This window comes from Streptomyces sp. NPDC036822, from assembly GCF_055609145.1.
In genome coordinates this window covers 33,804-53,396 of sequence record NZ_JBVJPY010000002.1, presented here as the reverse complement: position 1 = coordinate 53,396, position 19,593 = coordinate 33,804, and the positions used below count along the sequence as shown (strand labels likewise).

18 protein-coding genes are annotated in these 19,593 nt (G+C 73.5%); 7 read left to right on the top strand and 11 right to left on the bottom strand.

Annotation, left to right across the window (positions count from 1 at the left end; translation table 11 throughout):
- Positions 1–25: 25 nt before the first annotated feature.
- From moeZ to ACZ68P_RS04630, 7 genes are all read right to left on the bottom strand, one after another.
- Positions 26–1,204: an adenylyltransferase/sulfurtransferase MoeZ gene (gene moeZ, locus ACZ68P_RS04660; RefSeq protein WP_471002600.1), complete on the bottom strand. Its 1,179-nt coding sequence runs from the start codon at positions 1,202–1,204 to the stop codon at positions 26–28.
- A 63-nt stretch (positions 1,205–1,267) separates the two neighbouring features.
- Entirely contained in the window at positions 1,268–2,008 is a 741-nt protein-coding gene (locus ACZ68P_RS04655) for a spherulation-specific family 4 protein (RefSeq protein ID WP_471002597.1), read from the bottom strand.
- Positions 1,996–2,955: an NAD-dependent epimerase/dehydratase family protein gene (locus ACZ68P_RS04650; protein ID WP_365714467.1), complete on the bottom strand. Its 960-nt coding sequence runs from the start codon at positions 2,953–2,955 to the stop codon at positions 1,996–1,998. The genes ACZ68P_RS04655 and ACZ68P_RS04650 overlap by 13 nt, the downstream gene beginning before the upstream one ends.
- Positions 2,956–3,251: 296 nt before the next feature.
- Entirely contained in the window at positions 3,252–4,250 is a 999-nt protein-coding gene (locus tag ACZ68P_RS04645; protein ID WP_471003862.1) for a hypothetical protein, read from the bottom strand.
- 829 nt (positions 4,251–5,079) lie between these two features.
- Positions 5,080–6,750 (bottom strand): DUF3492 domain-containing protein, encoded by a 1,671-nt coding sequence (locus tag ACZ68P_RS04640; RefSeq protein WP_471002593.1) that lies wholly within the window; start codon positions 6,748–6,750, stop codon positions 5,080–5,082.
- A gap of 341 nt (positions 6,751–7,091) precedes the next feature.
- A complete protein-coding gene (locus ACZ68P_RS04635; RefSeq protein WP_471002590.1) occupies positions 7,092–8,567 on the bottom strand; it encodes a DUF3152 domain-containing protein in 1,476 nt (491 codons plus the stop codon).
- Between the two features lie 8 nt (positions 8,568–8,575).
- Complete coding sequence (locus tag ACZ68P_RS04630) at positions 8,576–9,658, bottom strand: alpha/beta fold hydrolase (protein ID WP_471002588.1); 1,083 nt, start codon at positions 9,656–9,658, stop codon at positions 8,576–8,578.
- A 136-nt stretch (positions 9,659–9,794) separates the two neighbouring features.
- On the opposite strand from ACZ68P_RS04630, the gene ACZ68P_RS04625 reads away from it, so the two are divergent.
- From ACZ68P_RS04625 to ACZ68P_RS04610, 4 genes are all read left to right on the top strand, one after another.
- Entirely contained in the window at positions 9,795–10,010 is a 216-nt protein-coding gene (locus tag ACZ68P_RS04625; protein ID WP_471002585.1) for a hypothetical protein, read from the top strand.
- A gap of 147 nt (positions 10,011–10,157) precedes the next feature.
- On the top strand, positions 10,158–10,817 hold the full coding sequence (locus ACZ68P_RS04620) for a TetR/AcrR family transcriptional regulator (protein WP_365714461.1): 660 nt from the start codon (positions 10,158–10,160) through the stop codon (positions 10,815–10,817).
- A 169-nt stretch (positions 10,818–10,986) separates the two neighbouring features.
- Complete coding sequence (locus tag ACZ68P_RS04615) at positions 10,987–11,214, top strand: DUF3107 domain-containing protein (protein WP_365714460.1); 228 nt, start codon at positions 10,987–10,989, stop codon at positions 11,212–11,214.
- A 221-nt stretch (positions 11,215–11,435) separates the two neighbouring features.
- Entirely contained in the window at positions 11,436–11,705 is a 270-nt protein-coding gene (locus tag ACZ68P_RS04610; RefSeq protein ID WP_365714459.1) for a hypothetical protein, read from the top strand.
- 66 nt (positions 11,706–11,771) lie between these two features.
- On the opposite strand, the gene ACZ68P_RS04605 is transcribed toward ACZ68P_RS04610, so the two are convergent.
- Positions 11,772–12,506, bottom strand: coding sequence for a ferritin-like fold-containing protein (locus ACZ68P_RS04605; protein ID WP_365714458.1), 735 nt, complete (start codon positions 12,504–12,506; stop codon positions 11,772–11,774).
- A gap of 492 nt (positions 12,507–12,998) precedes the next feature.
- Between ACZ68P_RS04605 and ACZ68P_RS04600 the strand changes: the two genes are divergently transcribed.
- Complete coding sequence (locus ACZ68P_RS04600) at positions 12,999–15,140, top strand: DEAD/DEAH box helicase (protein WP_471002580.1); 2,142 nt, start codon at positions 12,999–13,001, stop codon at positions 15,138–15,140.
- A gap of 119 nt (positions 15,141–15,259) precedes the next feature.
- Here ACZ68P_RS04600 and ACZ68P_RS04595 read toward each other — a convergent pair whose 3' ends face one another.
- Positions 15,260–16,264, bottom strand: a complete 1,005-nt coding sequence (locus ACZ68P_RS04595; RefSeq protein WP_471002577.1) for an endonuclease/exonuclease/phosphatase family protein — start codon at positions 16,262–16,264, stop codon at positions 15,260–15,262.
- A gap of 80 nt (positions 16,265–16,344) precedes the next feature.
- Between ACZ68P_RS04595 and ACZ68P_RS04590 the strand changes: the two genes are divergently transcribed.
- Positions 16,345–17,202 (top strand): alpha/beta fold hydrolase, encoded by an 858-nt coding sequence (locus ACZ68P_RS04590; protein ID WP_471002575.1) that lies wholly within the window; start codon positions 16,345–16,347, stop codon positions 17,200–17,202.
- 33 nt (positions 17,203–17,235) lie between these two features.
- Here ACZ68P_RS04590 and ACZ68P_RS04585 read toward each other — a convergent pair whose 3' ends face one another.
- Positions 17,236–18,171: an NYN domain-containing protein gene (locus ACZ68P_RS04585; RefSeq protein ID WP_471002573.1), complete on the bottom strand. Its 936-nt coding sequence runs from the start codon at positions 18,169–18,171 to the stop codon at positions 17,236–17,238.
- 178 nt (positions 18,172–18,349) lie between these two features.
- Between ACZ68P_RS04585 and ACZ68P_RS04580 the strand changes: the two genes are divergently transcribed.
- Positions 18,350–18,502 (top strand): hypothetical protein, encoded by a 153-nt coding sequence (locus ACZ68P_RS04580; RefSeq protein ID WP_086024648.1) that lies wholly within the window; start codon positions 18,350–18,352, stop codon positions 18,500–18,502.
- 113 nt (positions 18,503–18,615) lie between these two features.
- On the opposite strand, the gene ACZ68P_RS04575 is transcribed toward ACZ68P_RS04580, so the two are convergent.
- Positions 18,616–19,221, bottom strand: coding sequence for a MarC family protein (locus tag ACZ68P_RS04575; protein ID WP_365714455.1), 606 nt, complete (start codon positions 19,219–19,221; stop codon positions 18,616–18,618).
- Positions 19,222–19,593: the final 372 nt, after the last annotated feature.

The window sequence follows — 19,593 nt, the reverse complement described above, 5'->3', positions numbered from 1 at the left end:
GCGGAGGAGCCGAGGGGGCGAGCGGTCAGTAGACCGGCTTCTCGGGCTCGATCTGGTGGACCCAGCCGATCACGCCGCCGCCGACGTGCACCGCGTCCGCGAAGCCCGCGGACTTCAGCACGGCGAGGACTTCCGCACTGCGGACACCCGTCTTGCAGTGCAGGACGATCCGCTTGTCCTGCGGCAGGTCCTGGAGGGCGTTGCCCATCAGGAACTCGTTCTTCGGGATCAGGCGTGCCCCGGGGATCGAGACGATCTCGTACTCGTTGACCTCCCGGACATCGATGATGTCGATGTCCTCGCCCTCGTCGATCCACTCCTTGAGCTGCTTGGGAGTGATCGTCGAGCCGAGCGCCGCCTCCTGGGCCTCCTCGGACACGACGCCGCAGAAGGCCTCGTAGTCGATGAGCTCGGTGACGGTCGGGTTCTCACCGCAGACGGCGCAGTCCGGGTCCTTGCGGACCTTGACCTGGCGGTACTGCATCTCCAGCGCGTCGTAGATCATCAGCCGGCCGACCAGCGGGTCGCCGACACCGGCGAGGACCTTGATCGCCTCGGTGACCTGGATGGAGCCGATGGACGCGCAGAGCACGCCCAGGACGCCGCCCTCGGCGCAGGAGGGGACCATGCCCGGCGGCGGGGGCTCCGGGTAGAGGCAGCGGTAGCAGGGGCCGTACTCGGACCAGAAGACGGAGGCTTGGCCGTCGAAGCGGTAGATCGAGCCCCAGACGTACGGCTTGTTCAGCAGCACGCACGCGTCGTTGACGAGGTAGCGCGTGGCGAAGTTGTCGGTGCCGTCGACGATCAGGTCGTACTGGCCGAAGATCTCCATGACGTTGTCGGCCTCGAGCCGCTCTTCGTGGAGGATCACGTTCACGTACGGGTTGATGCCGAGGACCGAGTCCTTCGCGGACTGGGCCTTGGACCGGCCGATGTCCGCCTGGCTGTGGATGATCTGACGCTGCAGGTTCGACTCGTCGACCTCGTCGAACTCCACGATGCCGAGCGTGCCCACGCCCGCCGCGGCGAGGTACATCAGGGCCGGCGAACCCAGGCCGCCGGCGCCGACACACAGCACCTTGGCGTTCTTCAGACGCTTCTGCCCGTCCATCCCGACATCCGGGATGATCAGGTGGCGGGAGTACCTGCGGACCTCGTCTACGGTGAGCTCGGCAGCCGGCTCGACCAGGGGTGGCAGCGACACGGGGGCTCCGTTGGTCGGTATGTCAGTACGGTTGTTCTCCCCGTAACACTGCCACGCCCCTTCTCATTCCGAGACACCCGGTCCAATGCGCGAGACGATTTCGTCCCAGTAGCCGGGCAGGGTTTGGAATGGGTCGCTTTGTCCGGCCTGGTCCCCGCGGTCCGTGAAGAAGATCGTCCCCGCGCCCTGCCAGCGGGCGATCCGCATCGCCTCGTCGAGATGGCTGCGCGGCACCCCGTGGACGAGGTGCACGAACTTCTCCGGCGGGTACTCCGCGGTCCACTCGGCCACCTGCGACCAGCGGTAGTCCGTCCACGGCCCCGAGAAGGTGACCAGCTGGTCGGCCGTCTCGGCGTAGCCGGGGTACGGGTGGGTGCCGTGGGCCAGGACGAGGTGGGCCTCGCCGTCGAGCACCGCCTCCAGGGTGGCGGTGAGGCGCCGGACCTCCGGCAGGTCCACCCGGTCGGTCGGGCAGCGGTCCAGATAGAAGCCGTCGACCCGGTACCAGTCCAGGAACCGGTGGGCGTCCGAGACGATCTCGCCGAAGGCGCGGGAGCCGTGGCACAGGTCCAGGTGTCCGAGGACCCTGACACCCGCGTTGCGGAGCTTGCCCGCCGCCTCCAGGCAGTGCGGGTCGGGGCGGGCGCCGGGGCCTTCGGCGACGTTGAGGACGGCCCAGTGCAGGGGGGTGCCGGGGCGGGTCAGCTCGGCCCACTCGACGGGGGCGAGCAGCGGGTGGGCGTAGCCGGGGACGCCGAAGCCCATCTCCTGGACGGCCTCCGCGCTCGTGGTCAGATGCGGCATGCCGCCTCCATCCAGATGTCGGCGAGGGACTCCTCGAGGTTGATCCTCGGCCGCCAGCCGAGCCGGTCGCGCGCGGTGCGGACGTCCGCCTGCTGCCAGCTGCCGCAGCCGTCGGGGTACGGGTAGGGCGCGGCGGCCAGCTGTTCGGCGATGGTCTCGGTGCGCGGGGCGCCGATGACCGGCCGCTGGGGCGGGCCGTCCAGCTCGTGCAGGGTCCCGGCGTATCCGGCGACCCGGGCGAGGACGGCGGCGGCGTCACGGAGCTTGACCGCGCGTCCGGTGCCGATGTTGACGACGCCCTGGGCGGCGGAGAGCGAGGCCGCGTGGACGGCGCGGGCGACGTCCCGCACGTCGACGAAGTCGCGCTGCACGCCGAGGCCGCTGAGCTTCAGCTCGCCGTCGCCGGCCTGCATGGCACGGCGCATGGCCTCGGCGAGGCGGCCGAGCGGGGAGCCGGCGGGGGTGCCCGGTCCGACCGGGGAGAACACCCGCAGCACGACCGCGTCGAGTCCGGAGCCGAGGACGAGTTCGGTGGCGGCGAGCTTGGAGACGCCGTACGGGCCTCCGGGGCGGGGCACGGCGTCCTCGGCCGTGGAGGAGCCGGGCTGGGAGGGCCCGTATTCGGAGGCGCAGCCGACCTGGACCAGGCGGGCGCCGCAGCCGCTGCGGCGCAGGGCCTCGCAGACGGTGGCGACGGCGACGGTGTTGTGCCGGGTCAGGTCGCGGGCGCCGCCGCGGGTGGCGCCGGCGCAATTGACGACGACGCCCGGGTGGACGGCGTCCAGGAACCGGGTCAGCGCGCCGGGGCTGCCGCCGGCGAGGTCGAACCGTACGTCGGCGTCGTCGCCGCGTCCGAGCGCGGTGAGGTGGACCGCCGGGTCGGCGAGCAGCCGGTCGGCGACGAAGCGGCCGATGAATCCGTTGGCTCCGAGCAGCAGCACCCTCATCGTGCGGCCCCTTCTCGCCGACCGGCCGTTGCGGGGTGTAGGGAGGTCATGTCTCTTTCGTCTCCTTGGAATGGGTAGTGCGCGGGGGACGCGCCCGCGGCGTCGGCTCCGCGGGTGCGTCGGGGTTCAGGGGATGTCATGGCGACGAGGCCGGATCGGCGGGCGGGATCCGGTGTCCGGGGTCCTTGGATCGCGGGGCGCGGGAGGGACGCGACGTGGAGGGTCGGCCACCGACGGGAATCCGGCGAGGTGCGGCACCAGGGCACGCGAGCCCGGCCTGATCGGCATGACACCCCCTAGGGGTTGGCGTGGGCCGAGGCCCGGGAGAGGGCGACGGTGGCGTGGGCCAGGAGGCCGACGGCCGCGGCGCCGCAGACGAGGGTGGGAAGGGCGCCGGGGCCCCAGGTGTCGACGAGGGTGCGGACGGGCGCCGCGAGGACGTCGCAGCCGGGGATCCTGGCGGCGAGGACGGACGCGAGGGCGAGGGCTTCGGCGGCGCAGGCGGCGGCGAGGCCGTTGGCCGCGGTGTCGGCGGAGCCGTGGACGGTGAGAAGCCGGGCGAGCAGGAGCAGGGCGCCGAGGGCGAGGGCGCCGGGCGCGAAGCCGGTCAGGCCCAGCAGGGCCGCGAGGGCGGTCGTGTGGAGCACGACGGCGAGGAGGAGCAGGGGGCGGGTGCCGGCGGCGAAGTCCTCCAGGCCTCGGCTGGCGACGAGCCTGCGGCGGGCCCGCGCGGAGAAGAGGTGGGCGCACCAGGCGGCGGGGACGACGGCGAGGGCGAGGGCGAGGACGGGCCCGGGGGTGACGGCCCAGCCTCCTTCGGGGCCGCCGGTCAGCGTCTCGCGGAGGAGTCCGTCCCCGCCGAGCGCGTACGCGAGGAGCCAGAGGGTCCAGACGCGGGCGGCGGGGGCGGTGCGGCCGGCGGCGCGCAGGGGGCCGCGCCGGACGGCGACGAAGAGCGCGAGGGCCAGGCCGAGGGCGCCGGCGGCGCCGACGGCGAGGCGCCCGGACCCTTCGGTGAGCGCGAGTCCGCCGGCGGCGAGGGCGGCGACGGTTCCGGGCAGGAAGGCCCGGAGCGTCCACCCCACCCACCCGGGGCGCGCCCCCGGCTCGGGCTCGGGGCGCACAGGCGCCCGGTCACCGCGCGGCACTCGGGCGTACAGCTCCTCGGCGAGCGAGAACACGTCCCGGTGCCGGAACCGCGCGGCGGTCCGGTCGGTGACCCCGTGCGCCTCGAGCCCGGCGGCGATCTCCAACGGATCGACGGCCCGCTCGCACAGCTCCCGATGCCGGTGCATGAGCACCTTGACGGGATCGACGGGCCCCCGCCGGGCCCCGGGCGCGCCTCCGCCCACCGCCTCCGGCTGCGGGAGCGAGGCGGCGCTCGGGCCGGACCCCTCGGCGGCGGACCCCGACCGGGCCGCGAGACCACCGGCCGGAACCTCTGCCGCCTGCCCGCCGCCACGGCCGGACTCCTGCCGGAGCACCGGACCACCGGCCGGAAGGCCCGCCAGGCCGGAACCCGGGCCTTCCGCCGCCGGGCCCGGGGCCGGGGCGTCCTGCGTCGGCACGTGGGTGGGATCCGTCGTGGACGCCGGGTTCACCGGGGCGTCGGATGACGGCCGTGGCCGGTGGTCGTCGTGAGTACCGGTCTCCGGCGGCAGGGTGGCGCCGGTGTCGGGCTCCGGTCGGCGGGCGAGGTCGATGACGCCTTCGGGGCGGGTGGGGGCCCCGTCACCGGCCGCCGCCCAGGGCCCGCGGCCCGGAAGGGTGTCGGCCTCGGAGGCGGAGTCGGTGCCGACGGAACGGGGCTCCGCCCCGAACCCGCGGGTGGGCACCGTGTCGGCCTCGGACCAGGAGTCCGGCACGGTGCCGGACTCCGGCCAGGGTGTGAAGGCCGGGCCGGTGGGCGCGAGGGCCTCCGGCCACGGGGCGGCGGTGGTCTCGGCGCGGGTCGCGTCCGCGGGGGCGGCGGTGGGCGACGGCAAGAGGGTCGCGTCCGCGGAGGCGGCGGTGGGTGACGGGACGAGGGTCGCGAGGGCCTGCGTCTCCAGGAGTGCCTCGGAGTGGGAGTCCCACGGGCCGGGGCTCGTGGGGGCGGCGGGGCCACGCATGGGGGTGCCTCCTTCAGGCATCGGGGTCTCCCGCACCGGCGGTCGCGCTCACCGGCTGGTCCGCCCAGGCGCCGGGGACGTACGCCTCGGCCGGGTGGGCGAAGGGGACGCCCTCGGCGGCCCGGCGGCGCACCGGCGAGTGGGAGAGGAGTTCCAGGTACATGCCGCGGAACGCCGTGAGGTTCTGCTCGACCGTGAAGAGTTCGAGCGCGCGGGCGCGCGCCGCCGCGCCCAGGCGGTAACGGCGCTCGGGGTCGCGCAGCAGCGCCAGGCAGGCGTCGGCGAGCGCCCGCGGGTTGCGCGGGGGCACGACGAGCCCCGTGCCGCCGATCACCTCGACGACCGCGCCGACATCCGTCGAGACCGTCGCCCGGGCGCAGAACATCGCCTCGACCAGGCTGATCGGGAAGCCCTCGATGACGCTGGAGAGCACCACGACCGCGCCCGCGCCGTACGCCTCGGCGAGCGTCGGCGCCTCGGGGCCGCCGATCTCCTCGAAGGTGACCGGGTTCTCGCCGACGGCGTGCGCGCCGGCGGCCTCGTCCGGGAAGAGCTGGGCCGCGAGCGCCCGGCAGTGCGCGAGGTACGCCTCCGCGCCCGGCTCGCGCACCGGCGCGGCGATGATCCGCAGCCGTACGTCGGGCTGCGCCGCGCGCACCTCGGCGAAGGCGTGCAGCAGGGCGATCAGGTCCTTGGCCGGTTCGACCCGGCCGACCCAGACGAGCGTGGCCGGGTCGCCGCTCTCCTCGTCCTCGCCGATCTCGGCGAATCGGCCGGGGTCCATGCCGGGGTAGACCGTGCGCAGCTTGGCCCGGTCGGCACCGCACCTCTCCTGCCAGCGCCGGGCGTGGGTGTTGCCGGGGGTGAGGAGCGCGGCCTCGCGGTAGACCTCCGCGGCCAGTCGGCCGTGGAAGGCGGCGAGGAGGGCCCGGACCGGTGCGGAGACGGGCGCGTCGAGGGCCGTGAGGTAGTGCGCGCGGAGGTGGACGCCGTACTCGGTGACCAGCAGCGGAGTGCCGAAGAAGCGTTTGGCCAACAGGCCGGGGAGCGCCGCCGATCCGCCCGACGCGGCGTGGCACAGGTCGACCGCGCCGAGAGCGTCCTCGGTGTACCAGTCGAGCGAGAGCGGGCGCAGGGCGCGTTCCAACTGGTCCACGAAGGCGAGGTAGTCGGGGACGGTGGCGCCGGCCAGGCTCCGGCGTGCGCCGGGGGCGCGACAGGCGGACTCCAGCGTGCGGACGGCGAGTTCGGAGCGGAGGGCGGCGTAGAGCCCTCCGCGTTCGCGGGCCAGTTCGGCGAGGCCGTAGAGCCCCTCGGTGAAGGAGTGTCCCGCCGCTCCGCGCCGGTCCCCCGCCTCGTCCCCGCCCGCCTCGTCGGGCGCCTCCGCGTCGCCGTCCGCGCAGATGCCGGTGGCGAGCGCGCGGAAGTGGCCGGCGAAGGCGCGCCGGTCGCGGCGCCCGTAGGTGTGGCCGTCGTCCTCGGGTGCCCACAGGGGCGCCGTGCGGACGCTGCGGACCCGCTCGGGCAGGTCGACCCAGCCGCCGTCCTCCTGGTGGGCGCTGCGGCTGAGGGCGTAGACGTCGAACTCGTGCGGGGCGAGCCCGCGCACGAGCCGGTCGCACCAGAGCCGCGACTCACCCGTGGCGTACGGGTAGCCACCCTCGGTGAGCAGTCCGATCCGCATGGGGCACACCCCGATCTCCCTCGGTCGCCGTCGCCTTCGGTACGGCGACGCGCAGCGGGAAGAACGTAAGCGGATAAGCCGGTAGCGCGATGGACGGTTGTCCGTCGCGCCACTGGAAGGGGTGAATGCACGTAACTTTCACACCCGGGTCGCGTTCTGTGGCGCTAAGACGTGATTCGGTTACCCAGCGTGAGGCTTCGGCCGGTCCTGAGGGCCGTCCGGGCTTCGCCTGTCCCGAGCGCCGGGCGGCGGGGCCGGGCGGCGCGGGCGAGGAAAGCCGACCGCGCGGCGTGGGCCGCGCGGCGCCCGCGAGGGGACGCGGGCGAACGGGCTCCCGGCCGTCAACCCGTCGGGTGCACCCAGGGGTTCGGCCGGCATCTGATGCCCTCGACGTCGAGGGACTTGGTCTGCTGCTGCATCACGGGGGCGAGCGCGCCCGGCGTCCGGCAGCTCACGTGGTCGTGCCCGAGACGGTGTCCGACCTCGTGGTTGATGAGCATCTGGCGGTAGGCGAACATCGCCTTGGGGCCGAAGGTCTCCGCCCCCTGCGCCCACCGGAAGGCGTTGATCATCACCCGGGACGTGGAGGCGGAGTCGCAGGAGACGTTGTCGACGGTGGTGTCCAGACCGGACTTGGCGCACCAGGTGCCGGTGGTGCCGGGGCTGGCCAGGGTGATCACGAACTCCGGCTCTCCGCTGGAGATCCGCTCGAAGGTCATCGCGCCCTTGCCGGCCCAGCTCCGCTCGTCGTTGAGGGTGGTCTGCACCGCCCGCGCGAAGAGCTTCGCGTCCAGTCCCAGCCCCTTCTCGACGTCGACCCGGTAGCGCACCTTGCGCCCCTTGCCGGGAGCCGTGTCGAAGCCGGGGACGGCCTCGAAGTCGCCCGAGCCCCGGAGTTTCGGGTCGATGGGGAACTGCCGGGTCATCAGCTGCTCGTACGTCGGCTGCACGACGGGCACGGCGGGTGCGGCGGGCGCGGGCTCCGCCGGGGCGATCCGGTTGTCGGAGCGCGAGGCGGTCCCGTCCTCGACGGCACGGTCGGCGGGCCCCTCGGCCGCGTGGGCGAGGGGTCCGCCGGCCTCGCTCTCGGCGACCTGGCCGGCCACGACGACGGCGAGGACAGTGGTGACGGCGGCCGCGGCGATCCCGGTGAGGGTGCGCCCCTTGCCGCCGTTCTTGGCCGCGCGCGTCTCGGCCTGGTCCTCCGCGGGGTCGTCGGCGGGCTCCCACGCGGGCGTCCCGGCGGGCGCGTCCGCGTCGGTCTCGCGCCGGGGGGCGGGGATGAACGGGGCCTGGGATCCCGGAGGTTGAGGTGCGGTACGGGAAACGCCCTGCCAGTCGCCGTAGCGTTCGGAGGGTGAGGTGCCCTCGACGTGACCGGGGTGCCCTCCCCGTACGGGTGCGTCGGTGTGGGCGGTGTGGGCCGGGGTACCGTGCGCGGGCGTGTCCCAGAGGGCCTGCCCGTACGCCGTCGCCGTCCGGCCGTATCCCTCCCGCCCCTGGGGAGCGGGCCCGCCGTACGAGCCCTGGCCGTTGCCCTCGCGCCGGGCGAACCCGCCCTGGCCGTAGGGGTCCTGACCGTACCCCTCCCGGCCGTAGGTGTCCTGGCCGTATCCGCCCTGACCGGGCGCGTTCTGGCCGTATCCGCCCTGGCCGTGGTCGTTCCGGCCGTAGGCGTCCTCGTCGGGCGAGCGCCGACGGCGACCCGGCCCCTGCCCCTGCCCCTGTTCCTGCCCTTGTCCTTGCCCGGCGGGCTCCCGCCGGGCCGTATCGGCGGCGGGAGCGGGCGCGGGCCCCCTCCGACTATGTCGTCCCACGCCCCGGATCAGCTCCCGCCACTGTCGTCTGTGCCGGCCCGCCCGGCCGGTTCGGCCTTCTCGGCCCGTGCGGCCCGTGTGGCCCGTTCGGCCGGTGCGGCCTCTTCTTCGGCTTGCTCGGTCTGCTCGGTCTGCCGTTCCGCCTCGATCAGCTCCCGGACGGCCTGAGCGACCGCCTCCGGGTACTCCATCATGGCCACGTGCCCGGCGTCCGGAAGAGTCAGGAGCCGTGAGCCGCGGAACGCCGCCGCCGCCCTGCGCGCCATCCGGAACGACACGAGCCGGTCGCGGACACCGTAGACGAGGAGCGTCGGCGCGAGCACCCGCTCCGCCTGGCGCCACAGTCCGTGCTGCCCGCCGAGCGTGTACGCGTCCACGATGCCACGCGAGGACCGGGCCATGACGTCCCAGAAGTACGGAAGTTCCAGGCGCCGTTCCATCTCCTCCACAGCATGCCGGAAGCCCTCGTCGGTGACCCGGCCGGGGTCCGCATAACAGAGCGCCATGACCCCGCGGACGCGCTGCTCCGGGGTCCAGTCCCGGGTCAGCCGGGAGAAGAGGGAGGCGACACCGGGCAGGGCGAGCAGCGCGGTCGGCCAGGCGGTGCGCTGGGCGCGCAGCTCGGGCAGGGCCGGGGAGACCAGGGTCAGGGTGCGCACCAGGTCGGGCCGGACGGCGGCAACGCGGGTGGCGACGGCGCCGCCGAGGGAGTTGCCGACGAGGTGGACCGGGCCGCGGCCCTCCACGTCGAGCAGGCGGATGACGGCGCGCGCGTGGCCGGTGACCGAGTAGTCGGAGTCGTCGGGCGGCGGCGAGTCGCCGAAGCCGGGGAGGTCGACGGCCTGGCCGTCGACGTGGTCGGCGAGCAGCGGCATCAGGGCCGACCAGTTCTGCGACGAGCCGCCGAGACCGTGGACGTAGAGCGCGGGCGGGAGACCGGGCCGGTTGCCCGGCCGGGCGCGCACGGTGAGGGTGAGTCCGGGCAGCACGACCGAGCGCAACTCCTCGCCGTCGGCGACCCGTACGGTGCGGGTCCGCGCCCCGGGCGGGGCGGCGGCGGTCCGGGTCTCCGGAAGCTCGGTCGACGACATGGCCGCAATATTACGAGACGATCACGCCCTGGCGCGTGTGTGGGGCGTCACAGGATCAGGTGCGCCGCCAGACGTGTGCTCCTACGCTCGTAGGAGAGGGTCATCGGGAAGGAACCGCGTGCCGGAGAGGAACCGCATGACTGTCGATCCGAACGAGCCGGACACATTCGCCGAGGAAGAGGCCCCAGTGCTCGACGAGGAAACCCCCGAGGCCGACGCGGCCGAGCAGCACGCTGATCTGCAGCAGCGCGAGGACGAGCCGCACACGCATCTGGAGCAGGAGTCGGCCAACGAGGCGGACGCCTCTGAACAGGCACGCGTCGTCTCTTTGGACGAAGACGACTACCGCTGATTTGTTCGGTTTAATGTTGAATTGCCGACCGTTCCCGGCGTCCGGTCCGTGAAATTCTGCGTCCGCACCGCGCACAGCCGGGTTACCCAAAAGTACGATGGCGGGCGCGACGCCACAGCGCGCATGGATCGATTTTTGGGAGGCGGCGTGACAGCCATCGAGCAGACAGAGGCAGCACGCCCTCGGGGCACGCGCCTGCCGCGCCGAGCCCGACGGAACCAGCTCCTCGGGGCGGCCCAGGAGGTGTTCGTCGCACAGGGCTACCACTCCGCCGCGATGGACGACATCGCCGAACGGGCGGGTGTCAGCAAGCCGGTGCTTTACCAGCACTTCCCCGGAAAGCTGGAGCTCTACCTGGCGCTTCTCGACCAGCACTGCGAGGCGCTCCTCCAGGCCGTGCGCACCGCCCTCGCGTCGACGTCGGACAACAAGCTCCGGGTCGCGGCCACCATGGACGCCTACTTCGCGTACGTGGAGGACGAGGGCGGCGCGTTCCGCCTCGTCTTCGAGTCCGACCTGACCAACGAGCCCGCCGTGCGCGAGCGGGTGGACCGGGTCAGCCTCCAGTGCGCGGAGGCGATCTCCGACGTCATCGCGGAGGACACCGGGCTGTCCAAGGACGAGTCGATGCTGCTGGCCGTGGGCCTCGGCGGCGTCTCCCAGGTCGTGGCGCGCTACTGGCTCTCCAGCGAGTCGGCGATCCCGCGCGACAAGGCGGTGGCGCTGCTCACCTCGCTGGCCTGGCGGGGCATCGCGGGCTTCCCGCTGCACCCCTCGGAGGGGCAGCTGAGCGCCGAGGGCCACTGACCGGTCCCGGCCGGTCCGCGCCGCCGCCCGGCGGCCGGTCCCCCGCACGGCCGGGGTGTTCGCTCCTGGCGTTGAGCGGCTGCGCCGTGCGTGTCCCCTCACCGGGCTAATGTGTGCAGCGTACGGCGCGGGGAACCGCGCAACGCTGACCGTTCGGAGGGACATAGCCGTGGAGGTCAAGATCGGCGTGCAGCACGCACCCCGGGAGATCGTTCTGGAGAGCGGGCAGTCCGCCGAGGAGGTCGAGCGCGCGGTGGCCGACGCGCTGGCCGGCAAGGCGCAGCTGCTCAGCCTCACGGACGAGAAGGGCCGCAGGGTCCTGATCCCGGCCGAGAAGATCGCGTACGTGGAGATCGGCGAGCCGGCGGTGCGCCGGGTGGGCTTCGGCGCGCTCTGAGACGTACGTCCATACAGCGAAAGGCCCGGCGGACCTGGTCCGCCGGGCCTTTCGTCTGCCGTTCGTCCGCCCGGCCTGCGGCACGGTCGTGGGCCCGCCCTTCGGCGCGTTTCGGCCGAACGCGCTGGTGACGACGGGCGGGGAGGGTTGTTTTGCGAGCGGTTCGGGTAGTACGGCCTACGACCGAATTGCCCGCTCCGCTCCGCACGCGAGGTGATCCCGTGTTCCTGGAAGCCCTCGGCTCCGCCCTGCTCGGACTCGCCCTGGCCTGGGCAGCCGTGCACCGGCTGCCCGACCGCCTCCCCGGACGTGGGGCCGTCCTCACGACGGGCTCACTCGGCGCCGTCTTCGGTGCTCTGGTGACCCACGGGGCGCTCGGCCCCGGCCATGTCCTGGCGACCCTCGTCGGCGCCGTCGCCGTGGCCGCGGTGCTGCTCTCCCTGCTGATCCGCCCCGCCGCGCGCCGCCTGCGCCGATCAGCGGCGGCGTGAACAGCGCCGCCGACCGCCGCCCCGGCTGACGCCTGGGCCGCCGGGCCCAGGGCCGCCCAGCGCCGCCTAGGCCGCCAGGCCCAGCGCCGCCATCCGCTTGGTGTGGGCTTCGGTGATACGGGAGAACATCCGGCCGACCTCCGCGAGGTCGAAGCCGTCCGCCACGCCGCCGACCAGCATCGTCGACAGGGCGTCGCGCTCGGCGACCACGCGCTGGGCCTGGGAGAGGGCCTCGCCCATCAGTCGGCGCGCCCACAGCGCGAGCCGCCCGCCGAGCCGCGGGTCGGCCTCGATGGCGGCGCGGACCTTCTCCACGGCGAAGTTGCCGTGGCCGGTGTCGTCGAGGACGGACAGCACGAGGCGTCGCGTGTCGGAGTCGAGCCGGGCCGCGACCTCGCGGTAGAAGTCGCTGGCGATCGAGTCGCCGACGTACGCCTTGACCAGGCCTTCCAGCCAGTCGGACGGCGCCGTCTGGCGGTGGAAGTCGTCGAGCGCCTTGGCGAAGGGCTCCATGGCGGCCGTCGGCTCGGCGTCCACGGCCGTGAGCCGGTTCCGCAGCTGCTCGAAGTGGTGGAACTCGGCGGAGGCCATCTTCGCCAGCTCGGCCTTGTCCGCGAGGGTCGGCGCGAGCTTGGCGTCCTCGGCGAGCCGTTCGAACGCCGCCAGCTCGCCGTAGGCCAGCGCGCCCAGAAGGTCGACGACCGCGGCGCGGTACTGGGGCTCGGCGGAAGCCGTGGCCCAGTCCTGGGCGGCGATCCCGGTGGGTTCCTCGGCAGATGTGGCGTTGTCAGGCGTCTCCATGAAGCGCACAATAGCCCGCTCTCCGGGCGGGGGAAGGCCCTGGTCAGTCACTGTGACCGCGCCCTCATTACGAATTCTCCCAACACACCTGCGCGAATCCGGGGTACAGTGATAAAGCGCCTGCTGAGTATGCGGACATGCTTTCGCACGTTCGGACGTACCCGGGGGGCCATCTCATGAATGAGGATGCCCGGTCGGTGGCCCGACTGGCTCCGACCCGACAGCCCTCCCCGCGCACCGCGGAAGGGTCCCTCAAGCGGTATGACGCTCGAGCGACGGCAGTGGTCCCGTGCCACCCGGTAGTGATCTTCATGATCCAGGATCCGACCGATCCGGGACGTGTCCGATCCGGCCGGAAGTGAATCGGCACGGTACGACCCCCTTCGTTCGCCTCACGCCGCGTCTCACAGAAGAGGCAGCACCCTGACTACGACTTTCCGAGAGCTCGGGATCCTTCCCGAGACGGCCGAGGCGCTCGAAGCCGTCGGCATCGTGTCCCCCTTCCCCATCCAGGAGATGACCCTCCCGGTCGCGCTCTCCGGCAGCGACGTCATCGGCCAGGCCAAGACCGGCACCGGCAAGACGCTCGGTTTCGGACTGCCCCTCCTGGAGCGGGTCACCGTCCCCGCGGACGTCGAGGCCGGCCGGGCGCGCCCCGAGCAGCTGACCGACGCGCCGCAGGCGCTGGTGGTCGTCCCCACCCGTGAGCTGTGCACCCAGGTCACGAACGACCTGCTGACCGCCGGCAAGGTCCGTAACGTCCGCGTGCTCGCCATCTACGGCGGCCGGGCGTACGAGCCCCAGGTCGAGGCCCTCAAGAAGGGCGTCGACGTGATCGTCGGCACCCCCGGCCGGCTGCTCGACCTGGCCGGCCAGCGCAAGCTCGATCTCTCCCACGTCAGGGCCCTGGTCCTCGACGAGGCGGACGAGATGCTCGACCTGGGCTTCCTGCCCGACGTCGAGAAGATCATCAAGATGCTTCCGGTGAAGCGTCAGACCATGCTGTTCTCGGCGACCATGCCGGGCGCCGTCATCGGCCTGGCCCGTCGCTACATGTCGCAGCCCACGCACATCAACGCCACCTCGCCGGACGACGAGGGCGCGACCGTGCGCAACACCACGCAGCGCGTCTACCGCGCGCACTCCATGGACAAGCCGGAGATGGTGTCCCGCATCCTGCAGGCCAACGGCCGCGGGCTCGCGATGATCTTCTGCCGCACCAAGCGCACGGCGGCCGACATCGCCGACCAGCTCGCCCAGCGCGGCTTCGCCTCGGGCGCGGTCCACGGCGACCTCGGCCAGGGCGCGCGCGAGCAGGCCCTGCGCGCGTTCCGCAACGGCAAGGTCGACGTGCTCGTCTGCACCGACGTCGCCGCGCGGGGCATCGACGTCGACGGCGTCACGCACGTGATCAACTACCAGTCGCCCGAGGACGAGAAGACCTACCTCCACCGCATCGGCCGTACCGGCCGCGCGGGGGCCAAGGGCATCGCCGTCACCCTCGTCGACTGGGACGACATCCCGCGCTGGCAGCTGATCAACAAGACGCTCGACCTCGGCTTCCCGGACCCGCCGGAGACGTACTCCACCTCGCCGCACCTCTTCGAGGAGCTGGACATCCCGGCGGGCACCAAGGGTGTCCTGCCGCGTGCCGAGCGGACCCGCGCGGGTCTGGGCGCGGAGGAGCTCGAGGACCTGGGCGAGCCCGGCGGACGCGGCCGGAAGAAGGCGGCCCCGGCCGCCCCGGCCGAGGAGCGCCCGGCCCGTACGCGCACCCCGCGCCAGCGTCGCCGTACGCGGGGCGGGGCGACGGTCGACGAGACCGCCGCCACCACCGCCGCCGCCACGACCGCTCCGTCCGCCGCCCCGGTGGCGGAGGACGAGTCGGCGGAGCCGCGCACCCCGCGCCGTCGTCGCCGCACCCGCACGGGCGGCGTCGCGACGGCCGTGGCCCCCGCCGCCACTGCGGTCGCGGAGGTCCCCGAGGCCCCCGCCAAGGCCCCCGCGGCTCGCGTGGCTCGCGTGGCCGAGAAGGCGCCGGTCGCCCAGGCGGCTCCCGTGGCCGTGGAGACGGTCGAGGAGGCCCCCAAGGCCCCGCGCCGCCGCCGCGCCCGGATCGCCCGGCCCGAGGCCGAGACGGTGACCTTCCAGACTCCGGAGACCGCGGCGGCCGCCGCCGCGGCCGCTGCCGCCGCCACCACCGTGGCGCCGGCGCCGGTCGAGGTCGTCGAGGAGGCCCCGAAGGTCCCGCGTCGTCGCACCGCCAGGAAGGCCGCCGAGGCCGCCCCGGTGGTCACCGAGGTCGCCGAGGTCACCGAGACGGTCGAGGAGGCCCCCAAGGCTCCCCGCCGCCGGACGACCAAGAAGGCCGCCGCGGCAGCGGAGGCTCCCGTGGCCGCCGAGGTCGCCGAGACCGTCGAGGAGGCCCCCAAGGCTCCCCGCCGCCGTGCGGCCAAGAAGACCGTGACCGCCGAGGCCCCGGACGCGTCGGAGCCGAAGACGGCCCCGCGCCGCCGCACCACCAAGAAGACGGCCGCCGCCCCGGCGGAGGCCGTCGAGGCGACGACCGAGGCCCCCAAGGCCCCGCGTCGGCGTACGACGAAGAAGGCCGCGGCCGCCCAGCCGGAGAGCTGACGCCCGCGCCGCACCACGACACGGCGGCCCGGCCCCCTCCTGAGGGGGCCGGGCCGCCGTGTCGTTCCATGACGGCCGGTCCCCTTCCCAGGGAAGGGCCGCCGTCCCCTCCGGGGATGTCAGCCGATCAGGACGGGCACCGTCCCGACGACGATCCGGTGGTCGGAGCACTGGGTCGGGTCGGCCGGCGGGGCCATCGGGTCGGGCACCGTGCAGCCGGTCGCGATGGCCAGGGAGTCGGCGCTGTAGGCACCGGCGACGCGGCTCTCCCGTACGAAGACGTGGTCGATCTTCGCCTTCCCCCCGCACGGCGGCGCCGTCCCGGGCACGGCGTCGGCGGTCCACTCGCCGTACCCCGGGCAGTACGCCGGGTCCGCGTCGTCCAGCTCACGGTGGGCGCCGGTGTTGTCCGCGTTGTTGCCGGTGGCGACCGAGGGCGCGTAGTACGCGTTCAGCCGGCCGTAGCTCGGCTGGGCGTTGAAGTCGCCCGCGATGAGATAGGTCTCGCCCGCCGCGTCGAAGCCGTCCAGGACCGACCGGACCTCGTCGAGCTGGCGGACGTTGTCGGCCCGGGTCTCCCCCGCGCCCACGACGTTGCTGGTGGTGATGTGCACGGTGCAGAACTTCATCAGCGCCCGGGCCGCCAGCGGCGCGCACAGCATCTTGCGGGGCTCGGGCGTCGGCTTCGCCGCCGTCGGGGTGTCCGCCGGCAGCGGGTACTGGCGTGAGGAGCCCAGCGCCGCCTTGCTGAACAGGGCGTTGCCGAACCCGGACTGCCCGTCGCAGAGCCCGGCACGCGGGGCGAGCGTCTCGGCGAAGCGCGAGAAGTTGCCCGTGTCCTCGGGCCAGCCGGCCGCGACCAGGCCCTGCTGGATCGCCCTGTACTGGCCGAAACAGATCTCGTTGAACGACACGAAGTCCGCGTCGCGGTTGCTGATGGACGAAACGGCCTTGGTGACCATGCCCCCGGTGGTCTGTCCGTCCCACATCACGTTGCCCGAGACGTTCCAGTGCCAGACCGTGTACGTCGCGGTGGTGCTCGCCGCCGAGGCCGGCGCGGCCCCCGTCAGCAGCAGACCGAAGAGTGACAGGACGACCGTGAGTCGTCGTAGCCGGCGTTTCACATTTCCCTCCCCTGTTCGAAAGTGATCATCGTAGAGGGCGGCCCCTCCGAACGCCTCCCAGCTGCGGATACAGTCCTGACATGAGCAAGCCCCGGTCCCTGGCGCTGCCGCCCCGCACCCGCGCCTACCGGCTGCTGACGGGGCGCGGCAGCTTCGCCGTCCTGGACGCCGCGCCTGTCGGCGAGAGGCGGGGCACGGTGCTGCTGCTGCCCGGCTACACCGGCAGCAAGGAGGACTTCCTCGCGCTGCTGGGGCCGCTGAGCGACGCCGGCTACCGCGCCGTGGCCGTGGACGGCCGGGGGCAGCACGAGACTCCGGGGCCGCGCCACCGGTCCGCGTACAGCAGGCAGGCGCTGGCCCTCGACGCCGTCGCCCAGGCGGTGGCGCTCGGGGACGGGCCGGTGCATCTGCTGGGGCACTCGTTCGGCGGCCTGGTGGCCCGGGCGGCGGCGTGGCAGGCGCCGGAGGCGTTCCGGTCGCTCACTCTGCTCTCCTCGGGGCCCGGCCGGGTCGCCCGCCCCCAGCGCGTGCGGGTGCGGATGCTGCGGGGCGCGCTGGCCCTGCTGCCCAAGGAACGGGTGTGGCTGGCCACCCGCTGGCTGGACAGCCGGGGCGAGGCGCCGGGCGTCGTCGACCCGCCGGAGATCGTGCTGTTCCTGCGGCGCCGCTGGATGCGTACGCGGATCATCCAGCTCTCCGCCACCGGGAGGCTGTTGCGTCGCGACCGGGACGGGACGGACCAGCTGTCCCGGCTGACGGTCCCGCTGCACATCGCGTACGGTGACGGCGAGATGGTCTGGACGGTGGCCGAACTCGCGGCCGCCGCGCGCAGGACCGGCGCCCACCACACGGTGGTGGTGGGCGCGGGCCATTCCCCGAACGTGTCGCACCCCCAGGAGCTGGCCGACCGGCTGACCGCGTTCTGGGAGCGCTGCTGAGGCCGTTCCGGGCGAGCTGCCCGGGCCGCTCCGTCAGAACTGGTTCTGGAGGTGCTGCCAGAACCCGTCGCGCAGCGCCCTGCGCAGGGCGGCGTGGCCGCGCAGGGACCGGCTGAGGAGCTTCTCCGCCTCGATGAGCAGGTCCTGGTCGACCGGCCCGGGCAGATAGGGGTGGCCGGGCAGCAGCTCGGCCATCGCGTCCCGGCCGCGCTCGCCGAGCCAGGTGGCCGCGATCTGGGCGCCGATGAAGCGGGCCTCCTCGCGCGAGGGCGGAGGCTCGCCCTCGTTCTCGTACGTCGTGACCGGCCGGCGGGTCACGTATGGGCGGCAGAAGTCGAGGTCGAAGGTGCGCTGGCTGTCGACCTCCCACAGCAGCGGCTCGGCCTGGTTGCGCCCCTCGGCGGCCTCGATCCCCCAGAGGTGGACGCGGGCGCCGTAGCCCTGGGCGGCCTCGACGGCCGAGACGAGGTCCTCGTCGCCGCCGACGAGGGCGGCGTCGCTGATGGCGCGGTGCCGGGCGAGGGACTCGAGGTCGGAGCGGATGAGGGAGTCGACGCCCTTCTGCTGGTTGTTCGCGTTGAGGTTGCCGAGGCGGACCTTGACGTCCGGCAGCTCGGCGATCGACTGCTGCTCGGGGGTGTGGCTGCGGCGCCGGGCGCCGTCGTACCAGTACACCCGCAGCAGCCGGCTGTCCGCGAAGAGCGAGCGGGCCTTGTCGATGAAGGCCTCGATGAGCCCCTCGGCGTCGAGGTCGAAGGAGCGCCGGTCCTCGGTGCCCACGACCAGCAACCCGGCCGCAGCATAGACGTAACCCGCGTCGACGAAGATGGCGTGGGTAGAAGGAGTCTTCGCCACTTCCGCCAGCATCCGCTGAAGGAGCTCGTTGGTGCGCTCCACGCGGGCGCCGAGGGCCCGGAGCTGGTCGAGGGACGGTACGGGCGGCGTCTGGGGGTTCTCTGCGTCGTTCATACGGGGCTCATTCTCCGCCCGCCACGGGGCTCCCGCCAAGGTCACGTGACACCATTAGTTAGGCATCCGAAAATTTTCCTTAGCGTAGGGAATGTTTGCAGGATGCATGCCGTTGTAGCCGTACGTAACGCAGTTCTCCTTACATGGAGGATCAACTCAGACGAAGGGAGAAGCCCCCATGCGCTTCGAAATCCTGCGACTTGACGACATCGACGGCACGCCCGTCGACCGGACCGTCGTGGACGCCGCCTCCGTCAACCGGATCGTGCAGCAGGCCGCTTCGATCGGCCAGCGCATCTGGATCCGCCCGGCCGAGACCTCGGCCTCATAACGCCGTCAGGCACCCCTTTCACGCACCGCGCCCCCGCATGGACTCCGTCGACCGGAATCCGTACGGGGGCGCAGTGACGTTCACGGCGACCGGGGCCGTGTCCGGAGCGGGGCTCAGGAGCCCTGGATGACCTGGGTCACGCCGTTGATGATCTGCTGCACGGCGATGGCCGACAGCATCATGCCGGCGAGCCGGGTGACCAGCACGACGCCGCCGTCCTTGATGACGCGGATGATCAGCAGCGAGTTGCGCATGGTCAGCCAGAGCACGACGTGCATGGCGACGATCGCGGCCCAGACGGAGATCTGCGCGCTGACGCCGTCGGCGTGCTGGACCGCGAGGATCACGGACACGATCGCACCGGGCCCGGCGAGCAGCGGCATGCCGAGAGGGACGAGGGCGACGTTGACGTCCTTGGTCTGCTTGGGTTCGTCGGTCTTGCCGGTGAGCAGGTCGAGCGCGATGAGCAGGAGCAGGAGACCGCCCGCGATCATCAGCGCGGGGACGGAGACGTGCAGGTAGTCGAGGATCTGCTGCCCGAGGATGCCGAAAACGGTGATGACGCCGAAGGCGACGGCGACGGCCTGCCAGGCCATGCGGCGCTGCACCTTGACCGGGCGGCCGGAGGTGAGGGCGAGGAAGATCGGGGTGATCCCGGGGGGATCCATGATCACAAAAAGGGTCAGGAAGAGCGAGCCGAAGACGGCGACGTCGAACACGGTGAGCCTTGCGCGAGTTGGGGTGTACGAGGAGGGGGGTGCTCCCCTGGGGGGCACCGGGGTGGGGTCGTGGCGGCGCGGGCCGGGGCGGCCGGGCGCGGGCGCGTGCGGCCGGTGCGGAGCCGATCCCGCCGACGGTCGCCGGCCGGGCCCCCGCACGGAAGACGCCGGTCCCGGACCGTCCGGCGGCCGGGCACGGGCCCCGCGACGGACGAGGACCCGAGCGCACCTGGGACGGTACGCACCGGTCACGGCTTCGGGCCGTACGGACGCGGGGCCCGAGGGCTGTGCCGTGAGGACCCGGGACGGCGAGGCCCGGGACGGTCGGCACCCGGACCGGCCACGGCTTCGGACCCGTGAGGACCGGGGCCC

Excerpts from the sequence above, each read along its gene's own strand:
- ACZ68P_RS04650 (WP_365714467.1), bottom strand. The coding sequence starts at position 2,955 with ATGAGGGTGCTGCTGCTCGGAGCCAACGGATTCATCGGCCGCTTCGTC.
- ACZ68P_RS04655 (WP_471002597.1), bottom strand. The coding sequence starts at position 2,008 with ATGCCGCATCTGACCACGAGCGCGGAGGCCGTCCAGGAGATGGGCTTC.
- ACZ68P_RS04585 (WP_471002573.1), bottom strand. The coding sequence starts at position 18,171 with ATGAACGACGCAGAGAACCCCCAGACGCCGCCCGTACCGTCCCTCGAC.
- ACZ68P_RS04645 (WP_471003862.1), bottom strand. The coding sequence starts at position 4,250 with ATGCACCGGCATCGGGAGCTGTGCGAGCGGGCCGTCGATCCGTTGGAG.
- ACZ68P_RS04580 (WP_086024648.1), top strand. The coding sequence starts at position 18,350 with ATGCGCTTCGAAATCCTGCGACTTGACGACATCGACGGCACGCCCGTC.
- ACZ68P_RS04605 (WP_365714458.1), bottom strand. The coding sequence starts at position 12,506 with ATGGAGACGCCTGACAACGCCACATCTGCCGAGGAACCCACCGGGATC.
- ACZ68P_RS04590 (WP_471002575.1), top strand. The coding sequence starts at position 16,345 with ATGAGCAAGCCCCGGTCCCTGGCGCTGCCGCCCCGCACCCGCGCCTAC.
- ACZ68P_RS04625 (WP_471002585.1), top strand. The coding sequence starts at position 9,795 with ATGACTGTCGATCCGAACGAGCCGGACACATTCGCCGAGGAAGAGGCC.
- ACZ68P_RS04640 (WP_471002593.1), bottom strand. The coding sequence starts at position 6,750 with ATGCGGATCGGACTGCTCACCGAGGGTGGCTACCCGTACGCCACGGGT.
- ACZ68P_RS04630 (WP_471002588.1), bottom strand. The coding sequence starts at position 9,658 with ATGTCGTCGACCGAGCTTCCGGAGACCCGGACCGCCGCCGCCCCGCCC.